Here is a 26,152-nt window from a genome sequence, read left to right on the forward strand (position 1 = left end):
AGAAATACCCATTTCCTGCCTATGGTCTAGTTTTTACCTATAGCCAAGACAACAACTCTATAGGTATATTGAAAGTACGAAGATAAGAGGAGAGCAAACATGGATATTCGTTCATTACGATACTTTATTGCTGTTTATGAAGAGCGAAGCCTAAGTGCGGCTGCCAAACGCTGTTTTGTCGCCCAACCTTCTATTTCGACGACGGTCTCACAATTAGAAGAACACCTCGGCACCAAGTTATTTGTTCGACATTCAAAAGGCGTATCACCAACAGACAGTGGCTCTCAGCTGTACCCGCACGCGTGCAAAATGGTTACCGACCTCAGCGGCATTCGTAACCTATTCGCTAACTCGCCTACGCCCATCACCTTATCTATTTCATTGGCACCCTTTTTATCAGGTGCGCTTATTAGTCAAGTCATCAAAACACTATTAGATGAAGTGCCAGGCTTAACCCTAAAACTGGTCGATAAATCAGAAAGCGCAGATTTGAGATTTACTTGTGAGCGCTATACCACTGAAGAAGACCTTTTCTACCCTATTTGGGAGGATGATTATGTTATTGCTATGCCTTTAAACCACTGGCTTGCTGACTTCTCATCTTTATCTCTTAAACAAATTGATAAACAACCCTTTATCTCTCGTACTCCCTGCGACATTTTGGAGTCATGGAATTACCTAATGCAAAAGCAGGAGCTCACCACTGACGTGCGAGCAGAAGTAAAAACAGAAGAATACGCACTTGACCTGGTAGCAGCAGGCTTGGGGATTTCCCTGATACCCGAACATTCATCAAGAGGACGAAGTGATCTGTGCTTAAGACCACTCAACGATGTAAAGCTAAAACGCGTTGTTGGACTGGCTCACAATAAAGAACGCAGCTTTCCGGCTCATTTAATCGATACTATTTTGTCTGCTAGACAGCAACTTTTTATCAATAGATAGACAAAAAATATTTTGAAGAATGTCACATCTTAGATATCAGCTCGCATGCTTTTTACGAATCACATAATGCTTTTATATCTTTTGCACCTCTCCCCCTAACTACTTTAGAGTGGGTAAATTGTTTAACGAAAACCGCTTTATTGCAGGACTTCTATTATGAAACCGTCTGATTTTTTTAATGCGTTATGGGATAGCTACACTCAGGTAACACCTCAAGCTCAACGCATTCAAAAATTATTTGAAAGCCATGGCGAGACAGTATTAAACGATCATGTGGCATTTCGTACTTTTAATAATTCCCCTGTTGCATTGGAAAAATTAGAACCTCAACTTAAGGCAATTGGCTATAAGGCTTACGGTGCTTTTCGTTTTGAGAGCAAACACCTAAAAGCACGTTGTTATAAACATGAAACAGATGCCGATTCTCCAAAGATTTTTTTGTCTGAACTCCTAGTCGAAGAACTACCAGAAAACTGCCAAGCCATTATTGCTAAGTTTATTGGTCAGATTCCAGCAGATGCCGTACAAAGCCCTGCGATTTTTTGGGCTGGAAAGTTATGGGGAACACCGACATCAGAAGAATACGCAACATTAGCTGAACACAGTGAGTACGCAGCCTGGTTATCTACGATAGGCTTACAAGCAAACCACTTCACGGTTAGCATTAATCATTTAAAACAATTCCCAACCATTGAGTCGGTAAACTCTCTCTTACAAAATGAAGGTTACGCACTTAACAAAGTTGGCGGGCTAGTCAAAGGCTCACCGACTTCATTCTTAGAGCAATCATCGACTATGGCTGATAAAATCACCTACATCTTTTCAGACGGTATCGAAAAGAGCATCCCAAGCTGTTTCTACGAGTTTGCCCGTCGTCATGTTCAACCGAATGGCTCTTTATTTGACAGTTTTATTGAAGGTAACGCAGACAAAATCTTTGACTCAACCAACACCAAATAAAAGCCACTCCTGAAACGAGCTGTAAAGCTCGTTTTCTTTTTCTGCCTGCTTCACTCTTTCTTTCTCGACCATCATATCTTTGTCACCTTAATTTGAGAGTATGTACCGATTCCGCTTGCCGTGTATAATGCGGACAGTTTTTAACTAGGCTTTAAGATTATGATGAACCAACTTATTGAATTCTCACTAAACCACTGGGAAATGGTCGCTGTTTTCCTTGCGATTCTGACTACTGTTATTTTTGTTGAAAGTAAAAATGGGGCTCAGGCTCTTTCGCCTTCTGCGGCAACTAATCTGATGAACTCAGACAACGCGGTTATGGTCGACACTCGTCCAGCCAAAGAGTTCTCGACAGGACACATCACAGGCGCAATCAACATCCCTGCCGCTAAAGTAAAAGAAAATCTCAATCTACTTGAGAAACACAAAGAAGTCCCAATCATTATTGTATGCAAATCAGGAATGACTTCTGGTGCAACGGCAAAAGACCTTAAAAAAGAAGGTTTCAAAGTATTTAAACTTCAAGGTGGGATTGCAGAATGGCAATCATCAAACCTACCTTTAGTAAAAGGATAAGAAGCACATAATGGCTACTGTAACGATATACTCAAGCAATTACTGCCCATTTTGCACAAGAGCAAAACAACTGCTTTCGTCTAAAAATGTAGATTATAAAGAAATCCGAGTCGACGGCGCGCCGAAAGTTCGTGCAGAAATGACGAAGAAAAGTGGCCGTACTTCTGTTCCTCAGATATGGATTGGCGAGAAACACATTGGTGGCTGCGATGATCTTTACGATCTAGAGCATAAAAAGCAGCTTGATGGTTTACTCAATAAATAAGCATTTTTTCATTAAAATTGCAGCAACATACTAGTCTAACGATATAAGAAAGGAGCAATCATGCCAGAGGCAACAGAAACAAACGCAGCAGCAGAAACACAAGAAGCACCGACACCACAACTATCTATGCAGCGCGTTTTCCTAAAAGATATTTCTTTCGAGTCTCCTCGCTCTCCTATGGTTTTCCAAGAAGAGTGGAAGCCAGAAGTTGGCATGGAGCTGAACACGAAAAGCCGCCAAGTTGGTGAAAACGTTTACGAAGTAGTTCTAGAAATCACAGTTACTGTGAAGAACAAAGGTGAATCTGCTTACCTAGTTCAAGTTCAACAAGGTGGTTTATTTGTAATTTCTGGTCTAGACGACCAACAACTACACCACGCTTTGGGTGCATTCTGCCCAGCGACACTTTTCCCGTACGCTCGAGAAAACATTGATGCAGTTGTCGTAAAAGGTAGCTTCTCTCCTCTTATGCTTGCACCAATCAATTTCGATGCACTGTATGTTGAAAGCCTACAAAAGCAACAGGCTGAAACACAGCAGTAAGCGAAGTTAGGTATTAAAGCGCTCTACTTAAAAATAGATCGCCATTAAAAAAGGAGACTACTTAAGTCTCCTTTTTTTGTATCATTACCCGAGCTTACCAAAGGAAAGCCCTGTTTATTCTTTAGCGCCTTACACTAGAATGGAAATTGTGATGAAAAAGAAAAAGCCTTGTCCATATTGCCTTAAAGTTCGTTGGTTGATTCTCTACCTTGGCTGTTTCTCGCTTTTTGCTGTTCTAATTGTTAACCAGTTTTTAGAGAAAGGAATCTAGCGTGCGGAAGGCTCTTCTTTGGTTTCTTGTCGCGATGCTCAGCGGATGTGCGACTTATAAGCAAAGTATCGACGAAGGATTAAACCTTGCAAAAGAAGGCAATTGGGCTAAAGCAGAAAACACCCTAGAACCTGTTTTAAACACCCCCCAAGACCAGCTTCTTTATTATTTGGAAATCGGCACGCTGGCACAAAACCAAGGTAATTACGAACGCAGCAACGATTTATTGGAACAAGCCGAATCGCTGAGCGACACCTTTCTAAAAGACAGTTTTTCCAACCGATCTTGGGCCTTACTCAGCAACCCAAGACAAAGCAATTATCGCGGCAACGGCCTAGAACGCGTTTATATCAGCTACTTAAAATCCCTCAACTACCTCGCCTTAGCAGAACAAGCCAAAACATCTACTGAAAAACTCAAACTGCAAGATGCAGCTTTGGTTGAAATACGACGCATAGACATCAAGCTCAATGAAATTCGAGCACAAAACCCAAGTTACCAAGACTTAGACGACAAAAACAACCAAGCCTTTTATCTGAAAGCTCTAAACTGGTTAGGTGACTTTTATGCGGGCGGACGAGACACAGATAAATACCTCTACCGTGATGACGCTTGGGCCCGTTACATGGAAGGCTTGCAGTACGAAAACAGCCAAGAATTCGATGATGCCAGAATCAGCTACCAGAAAGCAGCCGAACTTTATGAAGCCGGTTACGCTAAACAATATGCTTTATCCGACTTAACCACGGAGCGGGCGTGGCTGGATACGATTCGGATGATGCAAAAAGGCGGTTTCAGCCAAGATGAGATCGACAAAAAAATCACCGAGAAGCTTACCTCAAGCATGCAAAGCACTCTAGAAAAATACCAAAACAAGAGTTCAGAATTGGTTGTTTTAGAGCACCAAGGCTTCATTCCTCACAAAGAAGAAATGACACTCTTGCTTTACGCTGATCCACGAGCTTATTCCTTAATACTAGAGCCTCTTCATGGCGGCGGAAGAATAGAAGAAAACGATGCATTTCGCTGGTTTACCATGGTGTATGCGGATATTAATCCACTCAACCTCATCGCCAACTATAAAGCGGGCGGCGCTTGGGGAACCTTTTCTGGCATCTTTACCAAACGAGTGATTCTAGGTCGCCCAGTATGGCGACAACTTGAAGCCGCCAACGTAGACTCCTTACTGACACGTCAGACCATTCGTGTCACTGTGCCTTATTATTCGCGCTTCAAATTGAATAATAACCAACCTGTATTAGAAGTGAACAATGCCAGAACATCACAGAGCGTAAGAATGACATCCTTGGCCGACATCGCTTTTCAAGAGCAGCTAGCGCAAGCACAACGAGACATTTATGAAGGCCTGATCCGTGAGTTGCTGCGTAGTTGGCTGGCTTACCAAGTCGCTGCGAATGTCGAAGATGATAGCGCCAGCTTGCTGTTAGGTTTAATTGGACAAGTTGCTGTGTTTGCCTCTTCGGCTGCTGACACACGTAATTGGCTAACACTACCAGCGCAAATAAGACTAACAAGAGAGCCGCTTCCACCTGGGAATTACTCACCAAATTACCGAATAAATGAGAAACAATTTTCACTGGGCGAGGTCTCACTGGAAGCCAACAAAATAAAGATATGGAATCTACGCAACCCAGACTAAATTGATTACACTACCCCTTTAACATTACGCAAAATGAGTATTGGGAAAATCGAACGTAAGGAAAATATTATGCACACAAGCAAGATTAAAATGCCTTTATGGTCACAAGTTTCACTCAGAAATTTTGTCACCCTTTCCATGCTTATCGTATTAACAGCATGCTCCAGTGGCAGTGTGAAACGCCTTGATGTGAACGAAGAAGTCGCGCTTTCTGACCGTTGGAACGATACAGATTCACGCCTTGTCGCGGAAGAAATGATGGGAGACATGCTCACTTTCCCATGGTTCCGTGATTACAACTTCAGCCAAAAAGGCAATCCAACCGTCATTGTTCAGACCATTCGCAACAAAACCTCTGAGCACATCCCTGTTGATACCTTCGTAAATGACATCAAACGCAGCCTATTACGGGCAGACAAAGTGGACTTTGTTGTATCAGGTGAAGAGCGGGAAGAAATCCGCAACGAACGTGAAGAACAAGCACTCAACGCTGCACCAGACACTGTGGCTCAATTTGGTCTAGAGCAAGGTGCAGGTTTTGCTTTATCCGGCACCATTAACTCTATCGTTGATTCAAATGGCGACCAACGCGTGAGCTTCTACCAAGTGGATTTAAAACTGATTGATATGACCACCAACCGCGAAGTATGGAACGGCCAGAAGAAAATCAAAAAGTTAGCGGATAAAGGCTTTTTCTAAAGATGAAAAGCGCCTTTGGTTCTAAACCGTCTCACTGGATGCTGACCCTAGGTTTGCTGTCCAGCTTAACGGGGTGCATCGGCACCAACACCAAAACAAAGCAGGCCGAAGCCTTGCCGGAATGGGTTGTCTCTCCTCCGAAAGACAACACACATATTTATGGTGTTGGTAGCTCTGCGCGCATTGAAAACCTTGCCTTGGCATTTATTCAAGCCGAGCAAAATGGCAATGCGCAAATTGCCCAGCAGCTAAGAACCCAAGTTAGCCAAACCAATACCCAAGACACTCAAGTCACCTCAATACAAGGCAATGAACAAGTCTTAAAAGTTCAAAGCGCTTACACACAAGTCACCACAGCGCCCATTGAATTAGAACAAGCTCTCAATGAAGACCGCTTTGTGGGAAAAAACTACGTTTACGCCTTACAGTCTATTGATCGATCACGAATTATCGCCAATTTAACCGACGCACTTAACGACTTAGATGGCACTATTCGTAAGCAAGCAAAATCACTCAGTACGCGTTCTGATCAAGACCCAATCGCTGAGGATTGGCCTCATTATATGCGCCTCATTCCTCATTTCGCACAACGAAAATCCTATAAAGAAGAGCTCAGCCTTTACTCCACTCAGCGCACACTCGCAGGAAAAGCAGACAGCGACATTCAGGCGACAGAAAAACAACTCAATCAAGCGTTATTGAGTTATGGTTTTGATGTTTCAAACACGGCTCAGGCGAATCAGCTGGCAAGCGCCTTATCTCAATATGGCTTCACGCCAAAAGCCGATGGCTTATTTACATTGCAAAGCCAAACAGACCAACATCAGGAAATACAATCCGGTCGTTTCTACGTGTTTGAAGAAGGTGCATTAGAGCTTATCGACCCAAACGGCTCCCGCTTAGCATCATGGACAGTCAGCGCCAGAGGCATTGCAGCAAGCCAGAAAGGTGCTCAAAGTAAAGCCACTGAAAACTGGGCAAATCAGGCAATAAACGCCATGTTTACTTGGCTCACACGACTGGAATAAGAGTGACTTTTTCTAACCTGTTAGCTGAAATATGATCGTTTGATGTACAGCCGACCAACTCCTATCATAACCATATTGAAACACTCATTAATTGATAGGAGGTCCACCATGAAAAGCGATATCAAATACGACACTTTTAATAATGTTGATGTAGATTACTACGTAGAACAAGCGTACAAACTACGCCGAGATTATTACGCTAGTGCCATTAAAAAAGCAGTTACTCGCATTAAAAGCGTTTTCACTAACCTAACAGTGAACCGCCCATTAAAGTCAGCGTAAGACTCTAAACAAGCTGTATCCGATGATCGACAGGCAAAACAAAAATAGCGATCCGGTAACAGCGTTTTCTGATTCAATTCCTTAGATTTTCCCTTTCCTACCTTTGCTCTTTTATCTCAATCTCGCCTTGTCATTAGTCTGTCACAAACACGACATAATATAACCCGCGGCTAATCCATAATCAGGCGAAGTATGCGAAACGATGAATCAAATCAATGATAACGCTCTATTTGATCGGATTCTCAAAGATGAGTTAATCACCCCTTACTTTCAACCTATTTACGATTTAACCAATGGCACAGTACATGGTTATGAATCCTTATCTCGTGGGCCAAAAAGCTCTGCTTTATTCTCGCCTATTCTATTATTTGATTTGGCTCAGAAAGAAGGAAAACTACATCAACTAGAGCTGCTTTGCCGAAAAAAAGCCCTGTCTAAATTTTCCAAATTAGCATTAGAAGGTAAGCTATTTCTTAACATTAGCGCCTCTCTATTTTTTTCTCCTGAACACCAATCAGAAATGAGTTTATCGGAGCTTGATCAACTCGGAATCGACAAAAACCAGATTATTATAGAGCTATCTGAACAATATCCTTACGAATGTATGGAGTTAACTCACAGCCGTATCAAAGGTTACAGAGACATAGGTTTCCAAATCGCTATTGATGATTTGGGCGTTGGTTATTCAGGTTTACAACTTTGGTCCGAGCTGCAACCCGACATTGTTAAAATAGATCGACATTTTATTCAGAACATAGATACAGACAAGATCAAACAAGAATTCATCCGCGCCATAATCTGTATTGCCGAGAGCACCAATTGCACCGTCATTGCGGAAGGCATTGAAACCAAACAAGAATTGGCACTCCTCATTAAAATGGGCGTAACTCTAGGGCAAGGTTACTTCCTTGGACACCCGACAGATTCACCAAAGTTTGCGACCAACCTTGATTTGGCTACACAAGTGAAAAAACCACCACAATTCAATGCAGAGAACTCAGAAAGTGTTCAATCTCTTTGTCGCCCAACGCCCTATTTGCACGAGAACAACGTATTAGACGATGCTTCCAAGCATTTCAAAAAGCACAAAGAACTGACTGTCATTCCGATTCTCGACCACCAGCATTGCCCTATTGGCGTTATTCGTCGTCACCAACTGCACGAAATCTTCTCGACGCCGTACGGCCGTGCTTTATACGAACAAAAGCCAGTCACTCAATTATTAACCAGCAATGCATTAGTGGTTGAAAGCAGCATTAGCCTTGCGACCGTTTCCACACTGATAACAGACCAAGAAGCCGACGTATTAAACAACGAGATTATTATTGTCCGTAATGGAAAATACTCAGGAACAGGGCATTTAAAAGACTTACTTAAGCGCATTACAGAGTTAAAAATACAAAACGCCACCTATTCAAATCCGCTGACTTTGTTACCCGGCAACGTACCCATTCATAAAGAAGTCAGCCGACGTTTATTAGCCGATGAAGATTTCCATGTGGCGTACTTTGACCTAAACGATTTCAAACCTTTTAATGACTTTTTCGGCTATGCAAAAGGCGACACAGTCATTCAGCTGGTCGGCTCACTTATCAAAGATTTTGTCTCGCCAGAGAATAACTTTATCGGCCATATTGGCGGCGATGATTTTGTGGTGATTTTTGGAGACAAAGACTGGAGGCCACAATGCGAAGCGATTTTATCGGCATTCGCGCAAGAGATCAGAGACTTCTATTCACCAGAAACCCTACAAGAAGGCGGTGTTTGGACCAAGAACCGAGAAGGTGAAATGCGCTTTCACGCCATTCTGAGCTTGGCCATTGGCGTCATCAAAACCAGTGCCAGACAATGCAGCAATCACCATCAAGTGGCCGAAATGGCCGCTCACGCGAAAAAATCGGCTAAAGAATACGAAGGGAATTATGTCCATTTTCTCCCTTCTAATTCCCTTGAAATCGCAAAATAACCGTCTTAGTTATTGTGATCTAATTGTCATAAAGAACACACAAGTCTGTCATAAATGGGAATTAGTCTAAAGGTAACTCATGAGGAGAAGCTTATGCAGACGACATTTCGTTCCGTATTTATTTCCGATGTTCACTTAGGCACAAAAGCCTGTCAGGCAACCCACTTATTGGACTTCTTGAAGACGATTAAAACCGATACTTTATATCTGGTTGGCGACATCATCGACCTACAAGAAATGCGCCATAAAGCCTACTTCATCGACACTCACCACCAAATCGTCGAACAAGTGCTACAGATGGCAAAATCTGGCACCAAGGTTGTGTACATTCCGGGCAACCACGACGCTTTCTTTCGTCAGTTTGTTGGGCAAACCTTGTCTGGTATTGACATCAGAATGAACGCTCGCCACCAAACCGCCGACGGCCGAACCTTCCATGTGAGCCACGGCGATGAGTTCGATCAAATGGTGAAAATCAGCCCACTCATGCTCGCCATTGGCGACAAAGCCCATGGCCTCATGTTGTCACTCAATCAATGGATTAACGGTGTAAGACGTTTTATTGGTTTGCCATATTGGTCACTAGCAGGCTATTTAAAAAGCCACATCAGCAAAGCCAAAGAGTTTATCGAACGCTTTGAAACCGCCGCGCTCAAATCCGCAAAAAACCACAAAGTAGACGGCTACATTTGCGGTCATATTCACTTCGCTTCTTTTAAAATGAAAGACGGCACCCTGTACTGCAATGACGGCGACTGGGTCGAACATTGCACCGCCTTAACCGAATCCGCCGCAGGCGAACTCAGCTTATTGCACTGGTCTGAACAGCCTAAAATGCTGGCAACAGAACCTAAGCAAGAAGAATGGGGATATGAGCCGATTCCATCAAACAGTTAAATTGATGGAAGAATGGGCTGTGTTAGACAGCCCATTGTGATTGTAAGATTTGGTGATGTGAGATGGTGGGATGAATTTTTAAAACACCGTCAGCAGGGATGAGACAACATAACGAAGCCGAGTTCTTTAGGGCTCTCTGGCTAACTCTGTTAGCTACCTTGTCCATCGTATTTTTGATCAAAAATCATAAATATCCTTGTATTAACTCTTTCAATCCAATTGAGAACATTAATCATATTCTCATCCTCACAATCAATCCGCTTTAACCATAACCTGAATGGCTCATTACAAAATTTAAGTGTAGGACATATAAACCTAACATCAGCACCATGATAAAATGGATACACAGAGAATGTTGAATCTTCGTTCTTTTGGAGACACCAATCCATAGATTCGTTCCATGATCCATGAATAGACTCGGACATCATTCCATAAGTATATTTGTACAGATCCTCATCATCTGTAATTTCACCGAAGATGTCGAAAAATGTTTTCCCTTGAAGCTTCCACCTATTTTTCTTTTGTACCTTGAAGTCATCTTCTGAGAAGCCCTCTAAATCCATTTTATCTTGAACTGATTTAAGCAGTCGCTTTCCCGCCTTTGTTTCAAAGAATCTAGAGCCTTCCTTTAGCTCACGCAGTATCCTTAATCGATCTTTATATGAGCACTTTCTATAATCTTCAATTACAGACGAATCACTCATTAGCAAATACTCTGCCGTTACTGCCGCTTCAATCAATGGCCTTTCTAATATACTTATTATTTCAGCGTTATCTTTCTCGTAGTAAATTATGACTTCCTTGAGTAGTTTCCATATTCTGGTTAACAGCCCCAAGATAGGCGCATCTTCTATATTGAACCCAGTAGGATTTCGATCAATATTTCGCACCCTCGTAATGCAATCATAGATCTCTGCAACATCCTTTACGAAAGTACCAGTAAACTTATTTATGTCATCAAGTGATCTGAAGCTATCTGCAATATATGCCTCATTGTACCGACTTATTATTTTTTCGATTTCGTCCATGCTTGTACTTTCTTTTATGGCCAATATTTTAATAGTTCGCTTGCACATTTACACAGTTTCAAAAAACTTCAAATATCTCTATAAAGTGCTATTTCAACATTACAAACCTTGTTACTTGATACTAAAAGACTTTTTATTTATCTACCAGAACAAACGCGCAAAGCTTTGTCAGCCTAAAGGCTGACCTACAAGAGCCAGACATAAGCTCTCCCCTTGAAGAAATGGGAGGGGATTTGACGGGCGAGATATTAACGCGGTGTGAAGGACGTTTTTCCGCCGCCCATTTGGTTGAGGTCGTGCAGACGATAGTCAACGCCTTGATAGGCGATTTGAGCCAATAACAGTTCTGCTGTCGCTAAAGCATCTGTTAGTGCGTCATGACCATCGTAATCTGGTAAACCATAGCGTTCTCGGCAAGCGCATAGTCGAAAACCACCATCTTGAATTGGCTGTTGGGTTCTGTTGGCTTTGGCGCGTTCTATGGCTAATGTGTCTAGCCAATTCACCGAAAAAGCAGGCAAGACTTCTTTCTTCCAAGCTTGTTTTAGAAAGTTTAATTCCAGCGGCGCATGATGCATGACTAAGATACGATCTCTTAAAAGGTGGCGAAGGTAGCGCAACACGCTTTCTTGCCGTTTTCCGTGCAACTCTATGTCTGAATCCGTAATCATGTGAATGCCGACGCTTTCCCCCACATCTGTGCTTTCAATCACAATATGGCGAGCGGTATCCAACTCAATCACACCATTTTGAATACAAACCCAGCCAACGCTGACAATGTGATCTTGCTTGGCGTCTAACCCTGATGTTTCGATATCCAGTATCAAATAATTCCATTCAGACCAAACATGCTTACTGGCCTGATACGACATCCAACGTTCATTAACACTCTGCATTAACCCAGCCAACATTTAACTGTACCCTCGCAAGAAACGTTGTTGAGCCACATCCTGCACATCACTAATAATGCCGAATGTCGTTTTTAAATGCTTACGCTCTAAAGAACTCAGGCTTTCAGGGTCTAAATAAGCGCTGGCCTTACCTGTGGATTGCCAATGGGCTCTTTGGGTTTCCAAACGCAGTTCGTTTAATTGATCCCACGCGTCCATCAGGTTGCGTGCCGTGTCCACACTGATTAACTTTTCCCGAATCGCCTGTTCGATACGATCCAGCGTCGCCACGCGGTAGGTTCGACAAGACAAGCCATAAAGCCTTGCGAGATCATTAATCAAGGCCAAGCCTTGGTGTTTCAAATCCAACTGATGCTTATGCTCACCAGAAGACTCTAATAAGAAGTGACGGAAGAATCCCAACGGAGGTTTTGTAGACAATGCGCTGCGGGTTAAGGTCGCCAAAAACACGCTGTTTTTACTGATGGTTTGCTGCATTTTGAGAATCAATTCATCAACCACAGAAGCCTCGCCATACACGCAACGAATATCAAAAAAGATGCTCGCATTTAATAAAGCGTTCGGTGAACCTGATTGAATCCACGAGGTAAATTTCTGCTGCCAACCTTGGGTCGTCATTCGCCATTGTGGGTTGCTCGCCATAATGTTTCCGGGACAAAGTCGAATCCCACAAGCGCCAAGACCATTGCAGACAAACTCAGCCAATATCGCGAAGTACTGACTCTCTTCGTCAGTTGGCTCTCTTTCCAGCATCAAACCATTATCTTGATCACTCCCCAAAGATTGGTCTCGACGAGCTTGTGAACCAAAGACTAAAAACTGAAACGCCATCGGCGCTGGCCCCAATGTTTCTAATGCCAGTTCAATTAAGCGACGAGTTAAATTATCGCTTACCGTCGCCAATACCTTACCGATATCAACGGGCTTCATATCGGTCACAATCAAGTTAATCGTTAAGGTCGGCCATTGTTTACAGGTTTGCGCAAGACCTTCCACGCTGTGCTGGCGATGAATCTGATTCACCAAAAGCAAAGGGCTTAGCTCTTGATGGCGCAGTAAATCCGCTACCGTGAGCATTCCCATCACGTTCAGCGCGTCATCAACAATCGGTAAATGGTGAATATTGCTTTCGCTCATTAAGGTCTGAGCCTGCATTACCAAAGCATCGGTTTTCAGGCTCACGGGATCTTTCGTCATCACTTGTTCAATTGGAATGTCTGATGATCCGCCCACAGCCAAGATACGTGAACGCAAATCTCGGTCAGTCACTATGCCTAATAAGCGCTTGTTCTCTAGAACCAGAATCGAGCTAACTCGCGCTTCCGTCATACGCATAGCAACGGTTTGTACACTTTCATCTGGCGAGGCTTGAATCAATTGCCGAGACATAATTTGCGTCACCGGCATAGACAATTGCAACGCCGGAGAAGAGAGTTCACTTGATTGGCTGCGGGATAATTTTCGGAGGCGATTGTGTCGCGTATGCTCAAAGAAAAGGCCGAACGCCTCATTCTGCTCCACGGCGTCTAAAAAGCGCTTTTTCTCGAATCGGTAAACAAGGCTGTCTTCCATTGCCACAACCTGCAAACCATCTGGATTCTGCGACATGGTACTCGATAAACCAAAACACTCACCGTCTGCGATCTGATCCACCAGCCCGCCTTTGGGGGTACGAATTTCAAAGGCACCTCGACGAATTAAATGCACTGTCGCCGCGCCATTTTTGAGGGAAATAACCTGACCTTGGCGCACATACAGCATAGACACGCCCGTCAACAGCTGCTTCTTTTCTGTTAAATTCAAACTGGAAAAAGGGGGAACCGTCGCAATAAATTTATGCACTTCAGGAATGTCTATGGCGGCCATATTATTTTTCTCATTTAGCATTCGTCATCTGTTCTTCATCTGTTCTTCATCTGTTCTTCATCTGTTCTTCATCTGAAGTGTGCGCTTTTATTATTCAGAACAAAATGCTTTTTAGACCAATGTCTAAAGCTAAGGAAAGCAGTTTATGTATTTCCAGCTACCGTTATCCGCCCTACTCCTGGTACTAAATTCTTATATAGATCAATCAACTATCTGATCTTTTATTTAATTAGCCATCAAATGCTTGACTAGAAGGAAAAGTTACCGGTAACATCTGCCCAAGAGTTACCGGTAACATATAATCGGATTTGAATACTCTTTTCCTAAAAAAAATAATCATCAGGAAGTTATATTATGAGCAAGATTAGCACAGTTCTTCTGACTGCCACTTTAGCTGGCGCACTATCTACTTCTGCCATTGCTGCAGACTATAAATTCAAATTCCAGTCTTCTGATCCAGCTGGCGACAAAAATTTCCAAGTTCAAAAAGAATGGACGGAACGCGTTGAAGCCATGACAGGTGGTCGTGTTCATATCGATTTACTTCCTGTAGGCAGTGTTTTTAAACATACTGAAACCCTTGATGGAATCAAAATGGGCATCCTAGATGGCCACATCACTGCGACAGAGTTTTTCTCTGGTAAAGATCCAGCATTTGGACTAATCGGTAATACCGTTGGCGCATGGTCAAGTACTCAACAACTTCTACAGTATGTAAACTACGGTGGTGGTTACGAGCTAATGACTGAACTTTATGCACCTTATGGCGTGAAATTCATCGGTGGTTCAACAACTGGTGTCGAGTCTTTTGTTTCTCGTGTTCCATTGAACGGCGTTGCAGATCTTAAAGGCTTGAAACTTCGCGCTCCAGAAGGTCTAGTTCAACGTGTATTTGCCGCTGCAGGTGCTGCTCCAGTAAACCTACCAGGTTCTGAAGTATTCACAGGCCTAAGTAAAGGCGTTATTGATGCAGCCGACTATACGGTTTTCTCCACAAACCAAAAAGCGGGCATGAATGAGATCGCGACACATCCTGTACAACCTGGCTTCCATTCTTTGCCATTGATCGATATCTCAATGAACCAAAAAAAATGGGATAAGTTGCCAGCAGATATCCAAAAAATCCTTACTGTCTCAGTACGTGATTTTGCTCAAGATATGACAACACAATTACATATTGCGGATCAGGTCGCAGTAAAAGCAGCTCAAGCTGATCCAAATATCACCATTCATGATTGGTCTGCTGAAGAGCGTAAAAAGTTCCGTGCAATTGCCCGTACACAATGGGAAGAGTTTGCTAAGGGGTCTAAAAATGCTCAGAAAGTATATGATTCCATTACAAGCTACTTAGAAACAAACGGTCTTCTATAAGTTGTAAACACACAACTAAGACGGTTTATTAAGCCACGCAAAGCAGGTGTAATATTGCGCCTGCTTTTCATTGGACCTGATTATGAAAGAAGCTATTCATCCTCCTATTACTGATAACTCGGACGAGCCAAGAAACGCTTTAGATCGTTTCATCTATAAGCTTGGCAATATCTTGAGTCTATTATTTATCCTCACTGTTGCGATTTCTTTTTATGAAGTATTAATGCGCTATATATTCAACGCCCCCACAATATGGGTACATGAAGCCGCTTCATTCCTTGGTGGTTGTTTATTTGTTTTCGGTGGAATTTATGCACTATCGATTAACAAACATGTTCGCGTCGTGTTGATCTACGATATGGTTTCAGACAGAACTCGACGTTGGCTAAATGTTTTCCACCATATTATGGGGCTGATTTTTTCTGGTTTATTAAGTTGGGCAGCTTATCAAGTAGTACAAGATTCTTGGTTCTCACCATTTGGTGAAATACGTTTAGAGACATCTGGTTCAGCTTGGAACCCTGCTTTCCCAGCATTAGTAAAAGGTATGATTTTTCTTACTTTAAGTATCATGTTTGTGCAGTTTTTGTTGCACCTGATTCAAGAGATTAACGGCCTTAGGAAACGCAAAGATGTTTGATTTATCCACTATGGGCATAGGCTATGGCAGCCTACTCATGCTCAGTTCCATGATTCTATTATTGTTAACTGGCATGCAGTTGGCCTTTGTTACTGCTCTTGTCGCGCTGGTTTTTGCTATTGGTTGGTTTGGTGTTGGCGCATTGCCACTAATTACCAGTCGCTTATATAGTTTTGTTGGCAGTTATGTTTTCCTCGCTGTTCCTATGTTTGTCTTAATGGCGGCACTTTTAGATAGGTCTGGAATCGCGCGAGACTTGTTCGATGCTATGAAGGTCTTCGGCCGTAAACTTCGTGGCGGTGTTGCCGTACAAACATTATTGGTTGCGATGGTTTTAGCCTCTATGTCTGGTGTTATTGGTGGTGAAACCGTTCTGTTGGGTATTCTAGCTTTACCTCAAATGTTACGCCTTGGTTATAACCGTAAGTTAGCAATCGGAACAACCTGTGCAGGTGGCGCACTTGGCACTATGCTACCTCCAAGCATTGTATTAATTATCTACGGTTTAACGGCCAGCGTTTCTATTGGTGATTTATTTAAAGCTGCGTTCTTACCTGCTTTTATATTGGCTTTTGCCTACATGGCTTACGTCCTTATTCTATGCCGTATTCATCCAGAATACGCGCCGTTACCAACAGCAGAAGAACTTGCCGCTGATGATGACATCAACTATTTCAAAGCGCTTTTCTTTCCTCTACTAACTGTTATGACGGTTCTTGGCAGTATTTATTTAGGTGTTGCATCGGTAACAGAAGCTTCTGCTCTAGGCGTAGTCGGTATCTTAATTAGTGCAGCTATTCGTGGCGAACTTGATTTTTCTATGATCAAAGACAGTGCCAAAGCGACTATGAGCACATGTGGCATGATCATCTGGATTGGTATTGGTGCAACCGCTCTTGTTGGTGTCTACAACTTGATGGGCGGTATCGATTTTGTTGAAGAAATCATTCTTGCTCTAAGTGGCGGCAGCATTATGGGTACCATTATGATCATGATGGTTATCTTACTTGTCTTAGGTATGTTCTTAGATTGGGTAGGTGTCGCATTGTTAACTATGCCTATCTTTGTACCCATTATTGTAGGGCTCGACTTAGATCCAATTTGGTTCGGTGTGGTGTTCTGTTTGAATATGCAGGTTTCTTTCTTATCACCACCTTTTGGCCCTGCCGCTTTTTACCTTAAATCTGTTGCACCCAAAGATATAAGTCTAGGTGAAATATTCAGCTCTTTGCTTCCTTTTATTGGCATTCAGGTTGTCGTACTCGCCTTGGTCATATTCTTCCCAGAATTAGCACTTTGGTGGAAATAGACAGCAAGAAATAATGCCGTTCAAGCGGTTCTTCGAACGATATAGCCTTGCTGATAACAGCAAGGCATAAGGATTTAAGAAGATGATTAAAAAAATTGTAGTATTGGGCGTTTCAGGCTCCGGTAAGTCTTTAATAGGTAAAAACATCGCGGATGAACTTGGCTATCGTTTCTTTGATGGTGATGATTTTCACAGTGCAGAAAATGTAGCAAAAATGAGCCAAGGAATTCCTCTTACAGACGACGACCGTAAAGATTGGCTAGCGGTACTTAACAGATTATTAATCGATAATCCAACTGCGGTCATTGCCTGTTCTGGTTTGAAGCCTGAATATCGAACTATGCTCCGTCAGGGTCTGAATGATGTTGCTATGATCTACTTAAAAGGCAATATTGATACTATCTGGGAACGACACCAAAAACGCGATGGTCATTATTTTAACGGTCGTGAAATGCTAGAAAGCCAGTTTGCGATCTTGGTCGAGCCGACAGAAGAAGAAGCATTTGTTATTGATATCTCTCAAGATGCGGATGCGGTTCTGAACGAAGCCCTTTCGTTTCTCCCTAAAACCTAAAGAGGAAGATACAAAGGCATAATTAAGCTGTTATGCCCTTGTACACAGTCACGCTAAATTACCTTTTTTATTTCTAGCCATGAATTGCTTATGCTAATGTTACAGGTAACAATTCATGGATAAATCTCTTGATATGAAAAGCTCAGGCATAAAAAATAAACGCCCTACACTACAAGATGTTGCCAATTTAGTCGGCGTGACAAAAATGACGGTGAGTCGTTATCTTAAAGATGCAGATCAAGTCTCTTCTCCTCTACGAATAAAGATCAAAGAAGCCTTAGATGATTTAGGCTACATACCTAATCGCGCGCCAGATATTTTATCTAAGTCTAAAAGCAACGCGATTGGAGTTTTACTACCATCATTAACTAACCATGTTTTTGCCGAAGTTATTCGTGGCATTGAATCCATATTAGAACCTGCTGGTTACCAAACCATGTTAGCTCATTATGGTTACAGCCAAGAAGCCGAAGAAGCCAGAATTGCAACCTTACTTTCTTACAATGTTGACGGCCTGATTATTTCGGAAAGTTATCATACCGAGCGTGTTCGAAAGATGCTTAGTGTGGCAGGTATTCCAGTCATTGAAATCATGGATTCCACATCACAACCAATTGAGCAAGCAATCGGTATCGACAACCAAGCAGCCGCTTACGCTATGACAGAATGCATGATTCAAAAAGGTCATACTAAAATTGTGTATTTTGCTGCCCGAATGGACCAAAGAACTTTGTTAAGGTTGCAAGGCTACAAAGCAGCAATGAACGATAATAGTTTGACTGAACTCTGTATCACTACAGACAGCGCCTCGTCTTTCTCATTGGGTGAACAATTCATGAAAGAAGCCTTAGAAAAACAACCTGATACAGATGGCATCTTTTGTACAAATGACGATTTAGCAATTGGCGCTCTCTTCGCTTGCCAAAAGGCTGGCATTAAAGTTCCAGAAGAAATGGGAATTGCAGGCTTTCATGGTCACGATATCGCAAGAGTTATGGTGCCATTGTTGGCTACAGTTATTACACCTCGAGAAGAAATAGGTCGTTTGGCCGCTGAGCACTTGTTATCTCGTTTAAAAGGTAATCCCGTCACAGAAAGAATCATTAACTTACCCTTCAAGATAGAACCCGGAGAGAGTATTTAGATTCACAAAACCTACTAAACATGATTTCTTATAAGGAAATAACACTTTATGCGCAATTAGGAAGTGTTATTATTCTCATGTTTTTATTTATTCGCTAAGGTTTTGTTGTATGAAACGCTTTTTCGCGTGCCTTTCTTTCTTTATTTCTCTGTCGACTTTTGCGGTCACCGTTCAAGATAGCCAAGGAAGCTTTAGCATTGATTATGTGCCGCAACGCATTGTGGTGTTGGAATTCTCTTTTGTGGACGCTCTCGCCATTGTTGGCGTCAGCCCAATTGGTATCGCGGACGACAAAGACTCTGCACGAATCTCACCCGAAATACGCGCGTTAATTACACCTTGGGAATCTGTTGGCACACGCTCACAACCCAGTTTAGAAGTTATTTCCTCGTTAAAACCAGACTTAATCATTGCGGATTTCAGCCGCCACCAAACCGTCTATAAAGATTTGCAAAAAATCGCGCCGACCTTGATTTTGCCGTCTCGTCGCGAGCCTTATCAGAGCAACCTAAAAGCCGCCGCGATTATTGGTAAAGTGCTGGATAAAGAAGACGCCATGCAAGCACGCCTCGCCAAGCATAAAGAGATTATGCAAGGCTTTGCAGACCAATTGCCAAAAGGCATTGAAGTGCAATTCGGTAACGCCATGGAAAAACACGCCTCGCTCCACCCGGGAAAATCATATGTGGGTTCCTTGCTACAGTCTTTGGGATTTAAAACGCCACCCATGTTAGAAAATGAAGTCAGTTCCGTTCACACAGGGTTAGAGCAGTTATTGGCGAGCAATCCTGAGTATTTGATTCTTGGCCATTACACCTCTTCAGACATTTCAGATACATGGCAAAAATCCCCATTATGGAAAATACTCAAAGCGGTGCGAAACGAGCATGTTTATCACATTTACAATCCGAGTATTTGGTCTCGCAGCCGTGGCGTTGTTGCCGCTGAAAGCATTGCTGGGCAATTAGTCGAGCTGCTGACTTCAAAATGATGCTATGAAACCTTCCTCCTTTATTTACATAAGCTACTGCTTGCTCTTCTTCCTGCTGCTGTTACTTAGCTTTTGGGCCAGTTTGTTCACGTGGTCGAGCTTTCCTATTTCTGCTATGGACGCCATAGAAGGCGTGTTGTCACCAAGCGAAGATTCCATTGCGCAACAAATCGTACAAGACATTCGTCTGCCAAGAGCCTTGCTTGCCACCACCGTTGGCGCGTGTTTCGCTGCGGCGGGTGTGGTGATGCAAGGCTTAACACAAAACCCGCTTGCTTCTCCTGCTGTTCTAGGTGTAAACGCTGGTGCGGCGCTTGGTATGGCGGCGGTTTCGACCATTACGCCTTGGTTCGGCTTGCTCGGTATTTCCATGGCGGCAATGATCGGCGGTGGCGTGGCGTGGACGTTAGTGATGATTCTCGGCAGCGCGTGGCGTGGAGGCAGCGACACTGGCCGTTTGGTTTTAGCTGGCGTGGCGATTTCAGCCCTTTGTGCCGCTTTTACCAAGGCGTTGGTGATTATGGAAGAAGATCAAGCATCCGCTGTCTTGTCTTGGCTCGCTGGCAGTTTCGCTAATGGCAACTGGGACACTTGGTCACTCTTCTGGCCTGTCGCATTATTCGCCTTGATTGGCAGCCAATTGCTCACGCCAACACTCAACTTATTACAGCTGGGCGATGACAACGCTCAGAACTTAGGCATTTCACTGATTTGGACAAAACTGGCTGGCAGTGTGTTGGTGCTGATTTTAGTCGGTTCCGCCATCGGCGCATCTGGCAGCATCGGCTTTGTTGGCTTGCTCGTCCCGCACATGGCAAGAATCTTATGCGGACAAGATCACCGCTATTTTCTACCTTTATCCATGTTAATGGGCAGCGCCTTGGTGGTACTTGCAGACACCTTAAGTCGTGGCATTATTTTCCCATTAGAGACACCCGCTGGCGCCATATTAGCTCTCATTGGCGCGCCTTTCTTCATCTATCTTGTTAAGAAAAGGGCCTCGTAATGTCACTCAAAACATGGCCGTTATTACTCGTTATTCTGTCCCTTTTACTGGTGGCGAACTTAATGTTTGGCGCGGTTTCTATTTCCTTCGAGGGAATATTAAACGGCTTTCAAGCAGACAGTGAGCACTATTTCACCGTCTACGAATACCGCTTTCCTCGCACCTTGTTAGCCATGATGGTGGGTGCCATGATGGCGCTGGCGGGCGCGCTTGTTCAAGGTGTGATCCGCAATCCGTTAGCCTCGCCAGATGTGCTTGGCGTGAGTCATGGCGCTGGCTTAGCCGCTGTGACTTATATGACCTTGTTCCCAACATCCGACATTGCGTGGTTGCCTGCCATGGCGTTATTGGGCGGTTTTTCTGCGGCCTTTATTTTGTGGTGGTTGTGTGGCAATCACAGCAGCGCCATTAAGCTTGCCATCACAGGCGTTGCCTTGGGCGCACTTTACGCCAGCACGGTCGACTTCCTGATGTTGGTAAAACCCTTAGAAATCAACAATGCCTTGCTCTGGCTAACGGGCAGTTTGTGGGGACGCGGCTGGAATCAATTTTTCATATTGTTGCCTTGGCTCGGTTTGATTCCCATCGCACTTTGGTTAGCCAAATCTCTGAATTTAATCTCACTAGGCGACGACAGCGCGATCAGCCTCGGTGTGAATGCCAATACATTGCGTTTAACATCATTAGCGGTTGCAGTGGGACTCACCGCATCGTGCGTCGCCATTTGTGGGCCAATCGGCTTTTTAGGCTTAGTTGCACCCCATTTGACGCGCAAATTAGTGGGCGGACAGCATCAAATATTATTGCCTTGCACCATGCTGGTTGGCGCAATATTACTGTTATTTGCGGATTTAGTGGCTCGCACCATTGACCCGCCAATTGAATTATCCGCTGGGATTATGACGGCCATTATTGGCGCACCTTACTTTCTTTGGCTTTTATTTAAAAACAAATAGTTCGGACGAAACACATTATGTCACTTAGCACTCAAGATTTATCCGTTGGCTACCACGGTAAAGCCATTGTAAAAGAGGTGAGCTTTGAGCTTCCGAAGGGAAAAATCATCGCTCTGTTAGGACCAAATGGTTGCGGAAAATCCACCTTATTAAAAGCCATGGCCCGCATTCTAAAGCCCATGACAGGCCAAGTGTTTTGGAGCGATCAAGACTTGCATCAAATGCCTTCTCGCCAGTTATCAAAAGAACTGGCTCTGCTGCCACAAACACAACCGATTCCAGAAGGCGTGAAAGTAAAAGACTTAGTGGCTTACGGTCGCAGCCCTTACACAGGTTTTTGGGGGCGTTTAAACAAGGAAGACAATCGCATTATTAACGATGTGATGGCGCAAGTGGGCATTACCGAATTGGGTGAACAACTCGTAAGCGAACTGTCTGGCGGACAACGCCAACGCGCTTGGTTGGCTATGACATTAGCGCAAGACACGCCGTATTTATTATTAGACGAACCAACGACCTATATGGATTTGAGCCACCAAGTGGAGTTAATGCAAACCCTCAGAAAGCTGAATTCGTCTGGCAAAACCATCATCACAGTACTTCACGACATCAACCAAGCGGCACGTTATTGTGACCACTTGATCGTCATGAAAGACGGCGAAATCATCACCCAAGGGGAACCAGAAAACGTCCTCACTCAAGACATGCTGAAAACGGTTTTCTCATTAGACGCACAAATCCACCGAGACCCAATCGCCAACACACCAATGTGTGTCGTGGAATAAGAGCGATTAAGCGCCAAGATTAGAAAATAAGCCTAACGCTTCCTCTTGCTGAATCACGGTGGCGTATTCGCTATCAAGATTGGCGAGCGACATGGCGTGAACCTCTTGGGCGCTGCGATGTTGTCCGTCGAAGTCTTCCTTCTCAAACGCAAAACAAGCATTCGCGACCACGAAGGTATTAAAACCTAAGTTGCCTGCGCTTCTGACAGTCGATTCCACAGAATTGTTGGTGCTCACACCAACCACCAATAGGCGACCAATACTCTGCTTTCGTAACCACACTTCAAGGTCTGAATGGGTAAACGCATCAGGCACCGACTTCACCACCACCTTTTCGCCTTTCAAAGGCAAAAAAGCACCTTGCGGTTCTACGCCTTCTTGCTCAGGCCAAAACAAAGAATCAGGCTCTGTGGAATGATGGCGCACATGAATAACAGGCTGATTTCGCTGACGACAATGGGCTAATAATTCCGCCATATCTTGCTCTGCGTTTGGATTATTTCTTATGCCTGCTTGCGGCCACGACATGCCTTTTTGCATGTCGATCATCATCAACGCCGTGGTTGTATTGCTCTCTTCTTCGCCACGGATTGCTTGGCAGAATTTACCCAACCCCGCCTTTAAAGCACCCGCAATGCCAGAATTTTTGGTGATACCTTGAACGTCCAACTGGGCACCCAATAACGGAATCGACACATGAGCAGAGTCAATTAGCTTACCAGACATAGTCGTTAAGATTTCTCGCAATGATGCTTGCGCATGCGATGCTCTGGGAGAGGTGTTGATCAGCATGATCGGCTTATCAACAAACTCATGACCACTCACCAACCAATCTAATGCATTTTTAATAACGCCAGATACGCCATGTGCGTATTCTGGGCTAGCAATGATCAATCCATCTGCCGATGCCAACATGGCTTTTAAATCCGTCAACAGCGGGCTGCTTTCATCTTCTTTATCTGGGTTAAATAAAGGCATGTCGTGTAAAGGAAATATCGAGATTTCAATAGAGTCTGGCGCCAGCAATGACAAAGCGGTTAATGCACTGGTATTGAAAGAAGCCTCTCTTAAACTGCCAGACAAAGCCAATAAACGTATCTTTTCCATATTTAAATCCAAACCCCTTCCGGTAGGTCAATTTTGTTCAATACTCATGATCCCAGAAAAGCGATAGTCGCTCTACGTTTTTTACTTCTGGAATACTCTTGTGACCTTATCATTAATTTCTTCTATGTCTTTTTTTGCCTTGGCCGCGTCTTTGTCACCCGGCCCTGTGAACCTTCTGTCATTAAGCGGCAGCGCCCGTTATGGTACACGCGTTGGGCTAATTTATATCACTGGCGCGACACTGGGTTTTATTGCGCTGTTTTTATTGATTGGTTTTGGGTTGGGCTTTTTGGTTGATCAATTAGATTGGATCACGCAAGCGCTGCAATGGTTCGGCATCGCCTTTCTTCTGTATTTAAGTTACCAATTGTTTATGGACAATGGCGATCTCAACTCTGGTTCGTCAGACAACGCACCAACCTTCATGACTGGCGCGATTATGCAATGGCTGAACCCAAAAGCTTGGTTAGCGTCATTGTCTGGTATTTCGGCTTATATCCCGAATGCTGAGACGACAGAAATTGTGGTCTTTGCCAGTTTATACTTACCTATTTGTTGGTTATCTTTAAGCGTTTGGGTATGGATAGGAAAGGCATTAGGGCAATTTTTTAAAAGCCCAAGGAAAATGCGTTTACTCAATAAAAGCTTAGCGATTCTACTCGCAGGAAGCTGTGGCTTGATATTGCTTTAGCAATCGATTGTCGGAGCTTTACCTTATTACGCTCTACTTTGTCGGTATTGTTCTGGTGTCGCGGCAACCCTTTGCTTAAAGGTTCGTTGAAAATGTGCTTGATCACTGAAACCTACTGCCTGAGCAATGTCCGCAATGGGCTGGCCTTTTTTCAAGGCGTGCTGACCTAGCTGAACACGGCGATTTAACCGATAAGCATGAGGCGTCATATTAAAGTGGCGTTTAAAGGCGCGAACTAAGTAACTGGTACTAAAGCCAAATTTCCCACTAATGGCCTCTATCGAAATGTCTTCCAAACAGGATTGATCCAAATAATCCGCCACTTGGTAAAGTGCATTGCTAGGCAATAAGGTGTGAGGTTTGGCTTGGCTGTCCAGCGTATTGATATGCTCAAACAGAGACACAAGGTAGCGACTCAATTGCGCTTCTTTCTCTTTACTCGTACTCGACGTTGACATGAGCTGATCACAAAGTGTGACAAAAGACACATAAAACGCATCTGACAATAAGGTATCCATTGGCGTATCAATCCAAGTTATGTCGTCTCTCACATGAGATTCATGCAGTAAAGAGGCTAACCAATCTTTGTCGAGATGCATCATATAATACGCCCAAGGAGAGTCTTGCTTTGGATTACAGGCGTGCACTTGATCTGGATTCATCATCACCAAAGCGCCTTGCTCAACCTGATGTAATCGACCAGCACAAAGAAATTCACTCTGACCATCGAGGATAGCGCCAATCGACCACTCTCTATGAGAATGTGGCGTATAAGTTACTTTTCGGCCATCCAAAACTTGCCGTAATTCAACGTAAGGCAACTCGCTATCGCGCCAGAAAATGGGATGGGTAGAGGGTTTCAAAACACACTCCTTTTTACTAAAGGGTCAATTAACTTACAAATTTGATAACGAATACATTTATACTTTTGCGATTGGTGGGCATTACGGTGATTAATGGGGAATGTAATGCCACCATAAACGACGCGAGCTTGCAATCGTCCGGCGACCGAAGAAAGCGAGTTTAATGCGCTTGTTAGTTGCGAGGCAGGGATTTTGCCAATTTAATTGATTGGTGGCACAACCCTATTTGTAAGAGACCGACAAAGATGCCAGCTGCGGAAAGGATTATCAGTATAAGTCCATCTTCGAAAGCAAATCCTCCCTTGAAATAAAAAAACATTAAAAAAAGAATTATAAAAATGGCATAGATAATCATTATGAAACCACAAACACCTTGAAGCCAGGCGCATGTTTTATGGAAAGCTCTTTGTACCTTAATTGATGCTTCGATTATTAAGCCTTTATGCTCAGGTTCTTTATATGCTTCGTTCCAAGTAAACTTGCATAAATAGACGAAGCCATTGGCTAAGAACTTGATAGATGCACTTTTAAACAATAGGTCAATCATTTTAAAAAACAAAAAAACCAGCATAATAAATGGTGACCAAATAACAAATAATTCACCAAAAGGCACCACTAACTCGGGCAATTCGGATGCAAGTTGAGCAGAAAGCTCTTTATACGATTCCCAGAATTCTTTTTCTTTCATACTTATCCATATTCGTTGATGATACTTAAGCAACTAACGAGGCTGTAGAATTACTCATTCCCAGCCGATTTAATTAATATAAATCCACCATATTTCACATCCAACTAAAACTCAACAGGCCATTCTATTT

At 43.4% G+C, this 26,152-nt stretch carries 27 protein-coding genes; 21 read left to right on the forward strand and 6 right to left on the reverse strand.

Annotation, left to right across the window (positions count from 1 at the left end; genetic code table 11):
* Positions 1 to 99 precede the first annotated feature (99 nt).
* The 11 genes from ABFY09_RS09545 (at position 100) to ABFY09_RS09595 (ending at position 10,092) form a co-directional block, all read left to right on the forward strand.
* Positions 100 to 945 carry a LysR family transcriptional regulator gene (locus tag ABFY09_RS09545; protein WP_347984081.1) on the forward strand — a complete coding sequence of 282 codons (846 nt, stop codon included), beginning with the start codon at positions 100 to 102 and terminating at the stop codon, positions 943 to 945.
* 156 nt (positions 946 to 1,101) lie between these two features.
* Positions 1,102 to 1,905 carry a DUF1338 domain-containing protein gene (locus ABFY09_RS09550; protein ID WP_347984082.1) on the forward strand — a complete coding sequence of 268 codons (804 nt, stop codon included), beginning with the start codon at positions 1,102 to 1,104 and terminating at the stop codon, positions 1,903 to 1,905.
* 159 nt (positions 1,906 to 2,064) lie between these two features.
* On the forward strand, positions 2,065 to 2,481 hold the full coding sequence (locus ABFY09_RS09555) for a rhodanese-like domain-containing protein (protein ID WP_347984083.1): 417 nt from the start codon (positions 2,065 to 2,067) through the stop codon (positions 2,479 to 2,481).
* Positions 2,482 to 2,491: 10 nt separating this feature from the next.
* On the forward strand, positions 2,492 to 2,746 hold the full coding sequence (grxC, locus tag ABFY09_RS09560; protein WP_347984084.1) for a glutaredoxin 3: 255 nt from the start codon (positions 2,492 to 2,494) through the stop codon (positions 2,744 to 2,746).
* Positions 2,747 to 2,806: 60 nt separating this feature from the next.
* The gene (gene secB / locus ABFY09_RS09565; protein WP_347984085.1) at positions 2,807 to 3,289 is read left to right on the forward strand and encodes a protein-export chaperone SecB; all 483 of its coding nucleotides are present in this window, start codon (positions 2,807 to 2,809) and stop codon (positions 3,287 to 3,289) included.
* Positions 3,290 to 3,561: 272 nt separating this feature from the next.
* Complete coding sequence (locus tag ABFY09_RS09570) at positions 3,562 to 5,220, forward strand: hypothetical protein (protein ID WP_347984086.1); 1,659 nt, start codon at positions 3,562 to 3,564, stop codon at positions 5,218 to 5,220.
* 69 nt (positions 5,221 to 5,289) lie between these two features.
* On the forward strand, positions 5,290 to 5,919 hold the full coding sequence (locus ABFY09_RS09575) for a penicillin-binding protein activator LpoB (RefSeq protein ID WP_347984087.1): 630 nt from the start codon (positions 5,290 to 5,292) through the stop codon (positions 5,917 to 5,919).
* 2 nt (positions 5,920 to 5,921) lie between these two features.
* Positions 5,922 to 6,947, forward strand: coding sequence for an LPP20 family lipoprotein (locus ABFY09_RS09580; protein ID WP_347984088.1), 1,026 nt, complete (start codon positions 5,922 to 5,924; stop codon positions 6,945 to 6,947).
* Between the two features lie 108 nt (positions 6,948 to 7,055).
* Positions 7,056 to 7,229 (forward strand): hypothetical protein, encoded by a 174-nt coding sequence (locus tag ABFY09_RS09585; protein WP_347984089.1) that lies wholly within the window; start codon positions 7,056 to 7,058, stop codon positions 7,227 to 7,229.
* A gap of 202 nt (positions 7,230 to 7,431) precedes the next feature.
* Entirely contained in the window at positions 7,432 to 9,195 is a 1,764-nt protein-coding gene (locus ABFY09_RS09590; protein WP_347984090.1) for a GGDEF domain-containing protein, read from the forward strand.
* A gap of 93 nt (positions 9,196 to 9,288) precedes the next feature.
* Entirely contained in the window at positions 9,289 to 10,092 is an 804-nt protein-coding gene (locus tag ABFY09_RS09595) for a UDP-2,3-diacylglucosamine diphosphatase (RefSeq protein WP_347984091.1), read from the forward strand.
* Between the two features lie 149 nt (positions 10,093 to 10,241).
* Here the strand turns inward: ABFY09_RS09595 and ABFY09_RS09600 are convergent, their stop codons facing one another.
* The 3 genes from ABFY09_RS09600 to ABFY09_RS09610 all read right to left on the reverse strand — a co-directional run bounded on the left by ABFY09_RS09600 (position 10,242) and on the right by ABFY09_RS09610 (position 13,918).
* Complete coding sequence (locus ABFY09_RS09600) at positions 10,242 to 11,120, reverse strand: DUF5677 domain-containing protein (protein WP_347984092.1); 879 nt, start codon at positions 11,118 to 11,120, stop codon at positions 10,242 to 10,244.
* Between the two features lie 248 nt (positions 11,121 to 11,368).
* Positions 11,369 to 12,031 (reverse strand): 3'-5' exonuclease, encoded by a 663-nt coding sequence (locus ABFY09_RS09605; protein WP_347984093.1) that lies wholly within the window; start codon positions 12,029 to 12,031, stop codon positions 11,369 to 11,371.
* Positions 12,032 to 13,918 (reverse strand): DUF294 nucleotidyltransferase-like domain-containing protein, encoded by a 1,887-nt coding sequence (locus tag ABFY09_RS09610; protein ID WP_347984094.1) that lies wholly within the window; start codon positions 13,916 to 13,918, stop codon positions 12,032 to 12,034. It lies immediately after the preceding gene.
* Positions 13,919 to 14,251: 333 nt separating this feature from the next.
* Here ABFY09_RS09610 and ABFY09_RS09615 point away from each other — a divergent pair, with 333 nt between their 5' ends.
* The 9 genes from ABFY09_RS09615 to fecE all read left to right on the forward strand — a co-directional run bounded on the left by ABFY09_RS09615 (position 14,252) and on the right by fecE (position 22,673).
* On the forward strand, positions 14,252 to 15,268 hold the full coding sequence (locus tag ABFY09_RS09615) for a TRAP transporter substrate-binding protein (RefSeq protein WP_347984095.1): 1,017 nt from the start codon (positions 14,252 to 14,254) through the stop codon (positions 15,266 to 15,268).
* Positions 15,269 to 15,350: 82 nt separating this feature from the next.
* The gene (locus ABFY09_RS09620; RefSeq protein WP_347984096.1) at positions 15,351 to 15,908 is read left to right on the forward strand and encodes a TRAP transporter small permease subunit; all 558 of its coding nucleotides are present in this window, start codon (positions 15,351 to 15,353) and stop codon (positions 15,906 to 15,908) included.
* Complete coding sequence (locus ABFY09_RS09625; RefSeq protein ID WP_347984097.1) at positions 15,901 to 17,217, forward strand: TRAP transporter large permease subunit; 1,317 nt, start codon at positions 15,901 to 15,903, stop codon at positions 17,215 to 17,217. The genes ABFY09_RS09620 and ABFY09_RS09625 overlap by 8 nt, the downstream gene beginning before the upstream one ends.
* Positions 17,218 to 17,299: 82 nt before the next feature.
* On the forward strand, positions 17,300 to 17,791 hold the full coding sequence (locus ABFY09_RS09630; RefSeq protein ID WP_347984098.1) for a gluconokinase: 492 nt from the start codon (positions 17,300 to 17,302) through the stop codon (positions 17,789 to 17,791).
* A 115-nt stretch (positions 17,792 to 17,906) separates the two neighbouring features.
* A complete protein-coding gene (gene gntR / locus ABFY09_RS09635) occupies positions 17,907 to 18,935 on the forward strand; it encodes a gluconate operon transcriptional repressor GntR (RefSeq protein WP_347984099.1) in 1,029 nt (342 codons plus the stop codon).
* Positions 18,936 to 19,044: 109 nt separating this feature from the next.
* Positions 19,045 to 19,926, forward strand: a complete 882-nt coding sequence (locus ABFY09_RS09640; protein WP_347984100.1) for a Fe(3+) dicitrate ABC transporter substrate-binding protein — start codon at positions 19,045 to 19,047, stop codon at positions 19,924 to 19,926.
* A 4-nt stretch (positions 19,927 to 19,930) separates the two neighbouring features.
* Positions 19,931 to 20,932 (forward strand): iron chelate uptake ABC transporter family permease subunit, encoded by a 1,002-nt coding sequence (locus tag ABFY09_RS09645; RefSeq protein ID WP_347984101.1) that lies wholly within the window; start codon positions 19,931 to 19,933, stop codon positions 20,930 to 20,932.
* Positions 20,932 to 21,888: a Fe(3+) dicitrate ABC transporter permease subunit FecD gene (gene fecD, locus ABFY09_RS09650; protein ID WP_347984102.1), complete on the forward strand. Its 957-nt coding sequence runs from the start codon at positions 20,932 to 20,934 to the stop codon at positions 21,886 to 21,888. The genes ABFY09_RS09645 and fecD overlap by 1 nt, the downstream gene beginning before the upstream one ends.
* Before the next feature lie 17 nt (positions 21,889 to 21,905).
* Positions 21,906 to 22,673, forward strand: coding sequence for a Fe(3+) dicitrate ABC transporter ATP-binding protein FecE (gene fecE, locus ABFY09_RS09655; protein ID WP_347984103.1), 768 nt, complete (start codon positions 21,906 to 21,908; stop codon positions 22,671 to 22,673).
* Between the two features lie 6 nt (positions 22,674 to 22,679).
* On the opposite strand, the gene ABFY09_RS09660 is transcribed toward fecE, so the two are convergent.
* On the reverse strand, positions 22,680 to 23,780 hold the full coding sequence (locus ABFY09_RS09660; RefSeq protein ID WP_347984104.1) for an isochorismatase family protein: 1,101 nt from the start codon (positions 23,778 to 23,780) through the stop codon (positions 22,680 to 22,682).
* Between the two features lie 100 nt (positions 23,781 to 23,880).
* Between ABFY09_RS09660 and ABFY09_RS09665 the strand changes: the two genes are divergently transcribed.
* Positions 23,881 to 24,471, forward strand: a complete 591-nt coding sequence (locus tag ABFY09_RS09665) for a LysE family translocator (RefSeq protein ID WP_347984105.1) — start codon at positions 23,881 to 23,883, stop codon at positions 24,469 to 24,471.
* A gap of 26 nt (positions 24,472 to 24,497) precedes the next feature.
* Here ABFY09_RS09665 and ABFY09_RS09670 read toward each other — a convergent pair whose 3' ends face one another.
* Both ABFY09_RS09670 and ABFY09_RS09675 read right to left on the reverse strand, forming a co-directional pair.
* Entirely contained in the window at positions 24,498 to 25,334 is an 837-nt protein-coding gene (locus ABFY09_RS09670) for an AraC family transcriptional regulator (RefSeq protein ID WP_347984106.1), read from the reverse strand.
* Between the two features lie 172 nt (positions 25,335 to 25,506).
* On the reverse strand, positions 25,507 to 26,022 hold the full coding sequence (locus tag ABFY09_RS09675) for a hypothetical protein (RefSeq protein ID WP_347984107.1): 516 nt from the start codon (positions 26,020 to 26,022) through the stop codon (positions 25,507 to 25,509).
* Positions 26,023 to 26,152: the final 130 nt, after the last annotated feature.

Origin of the sequence: Marinomonas sp. 5E14-1, from assembly GCF_039939215.1 — a bacterium.
Lineage (GTDB): Bacteria > Pseudomonadota > Gammaproteobacteria > Pseudomonadales > Marinomonadaceae > Marinomonas.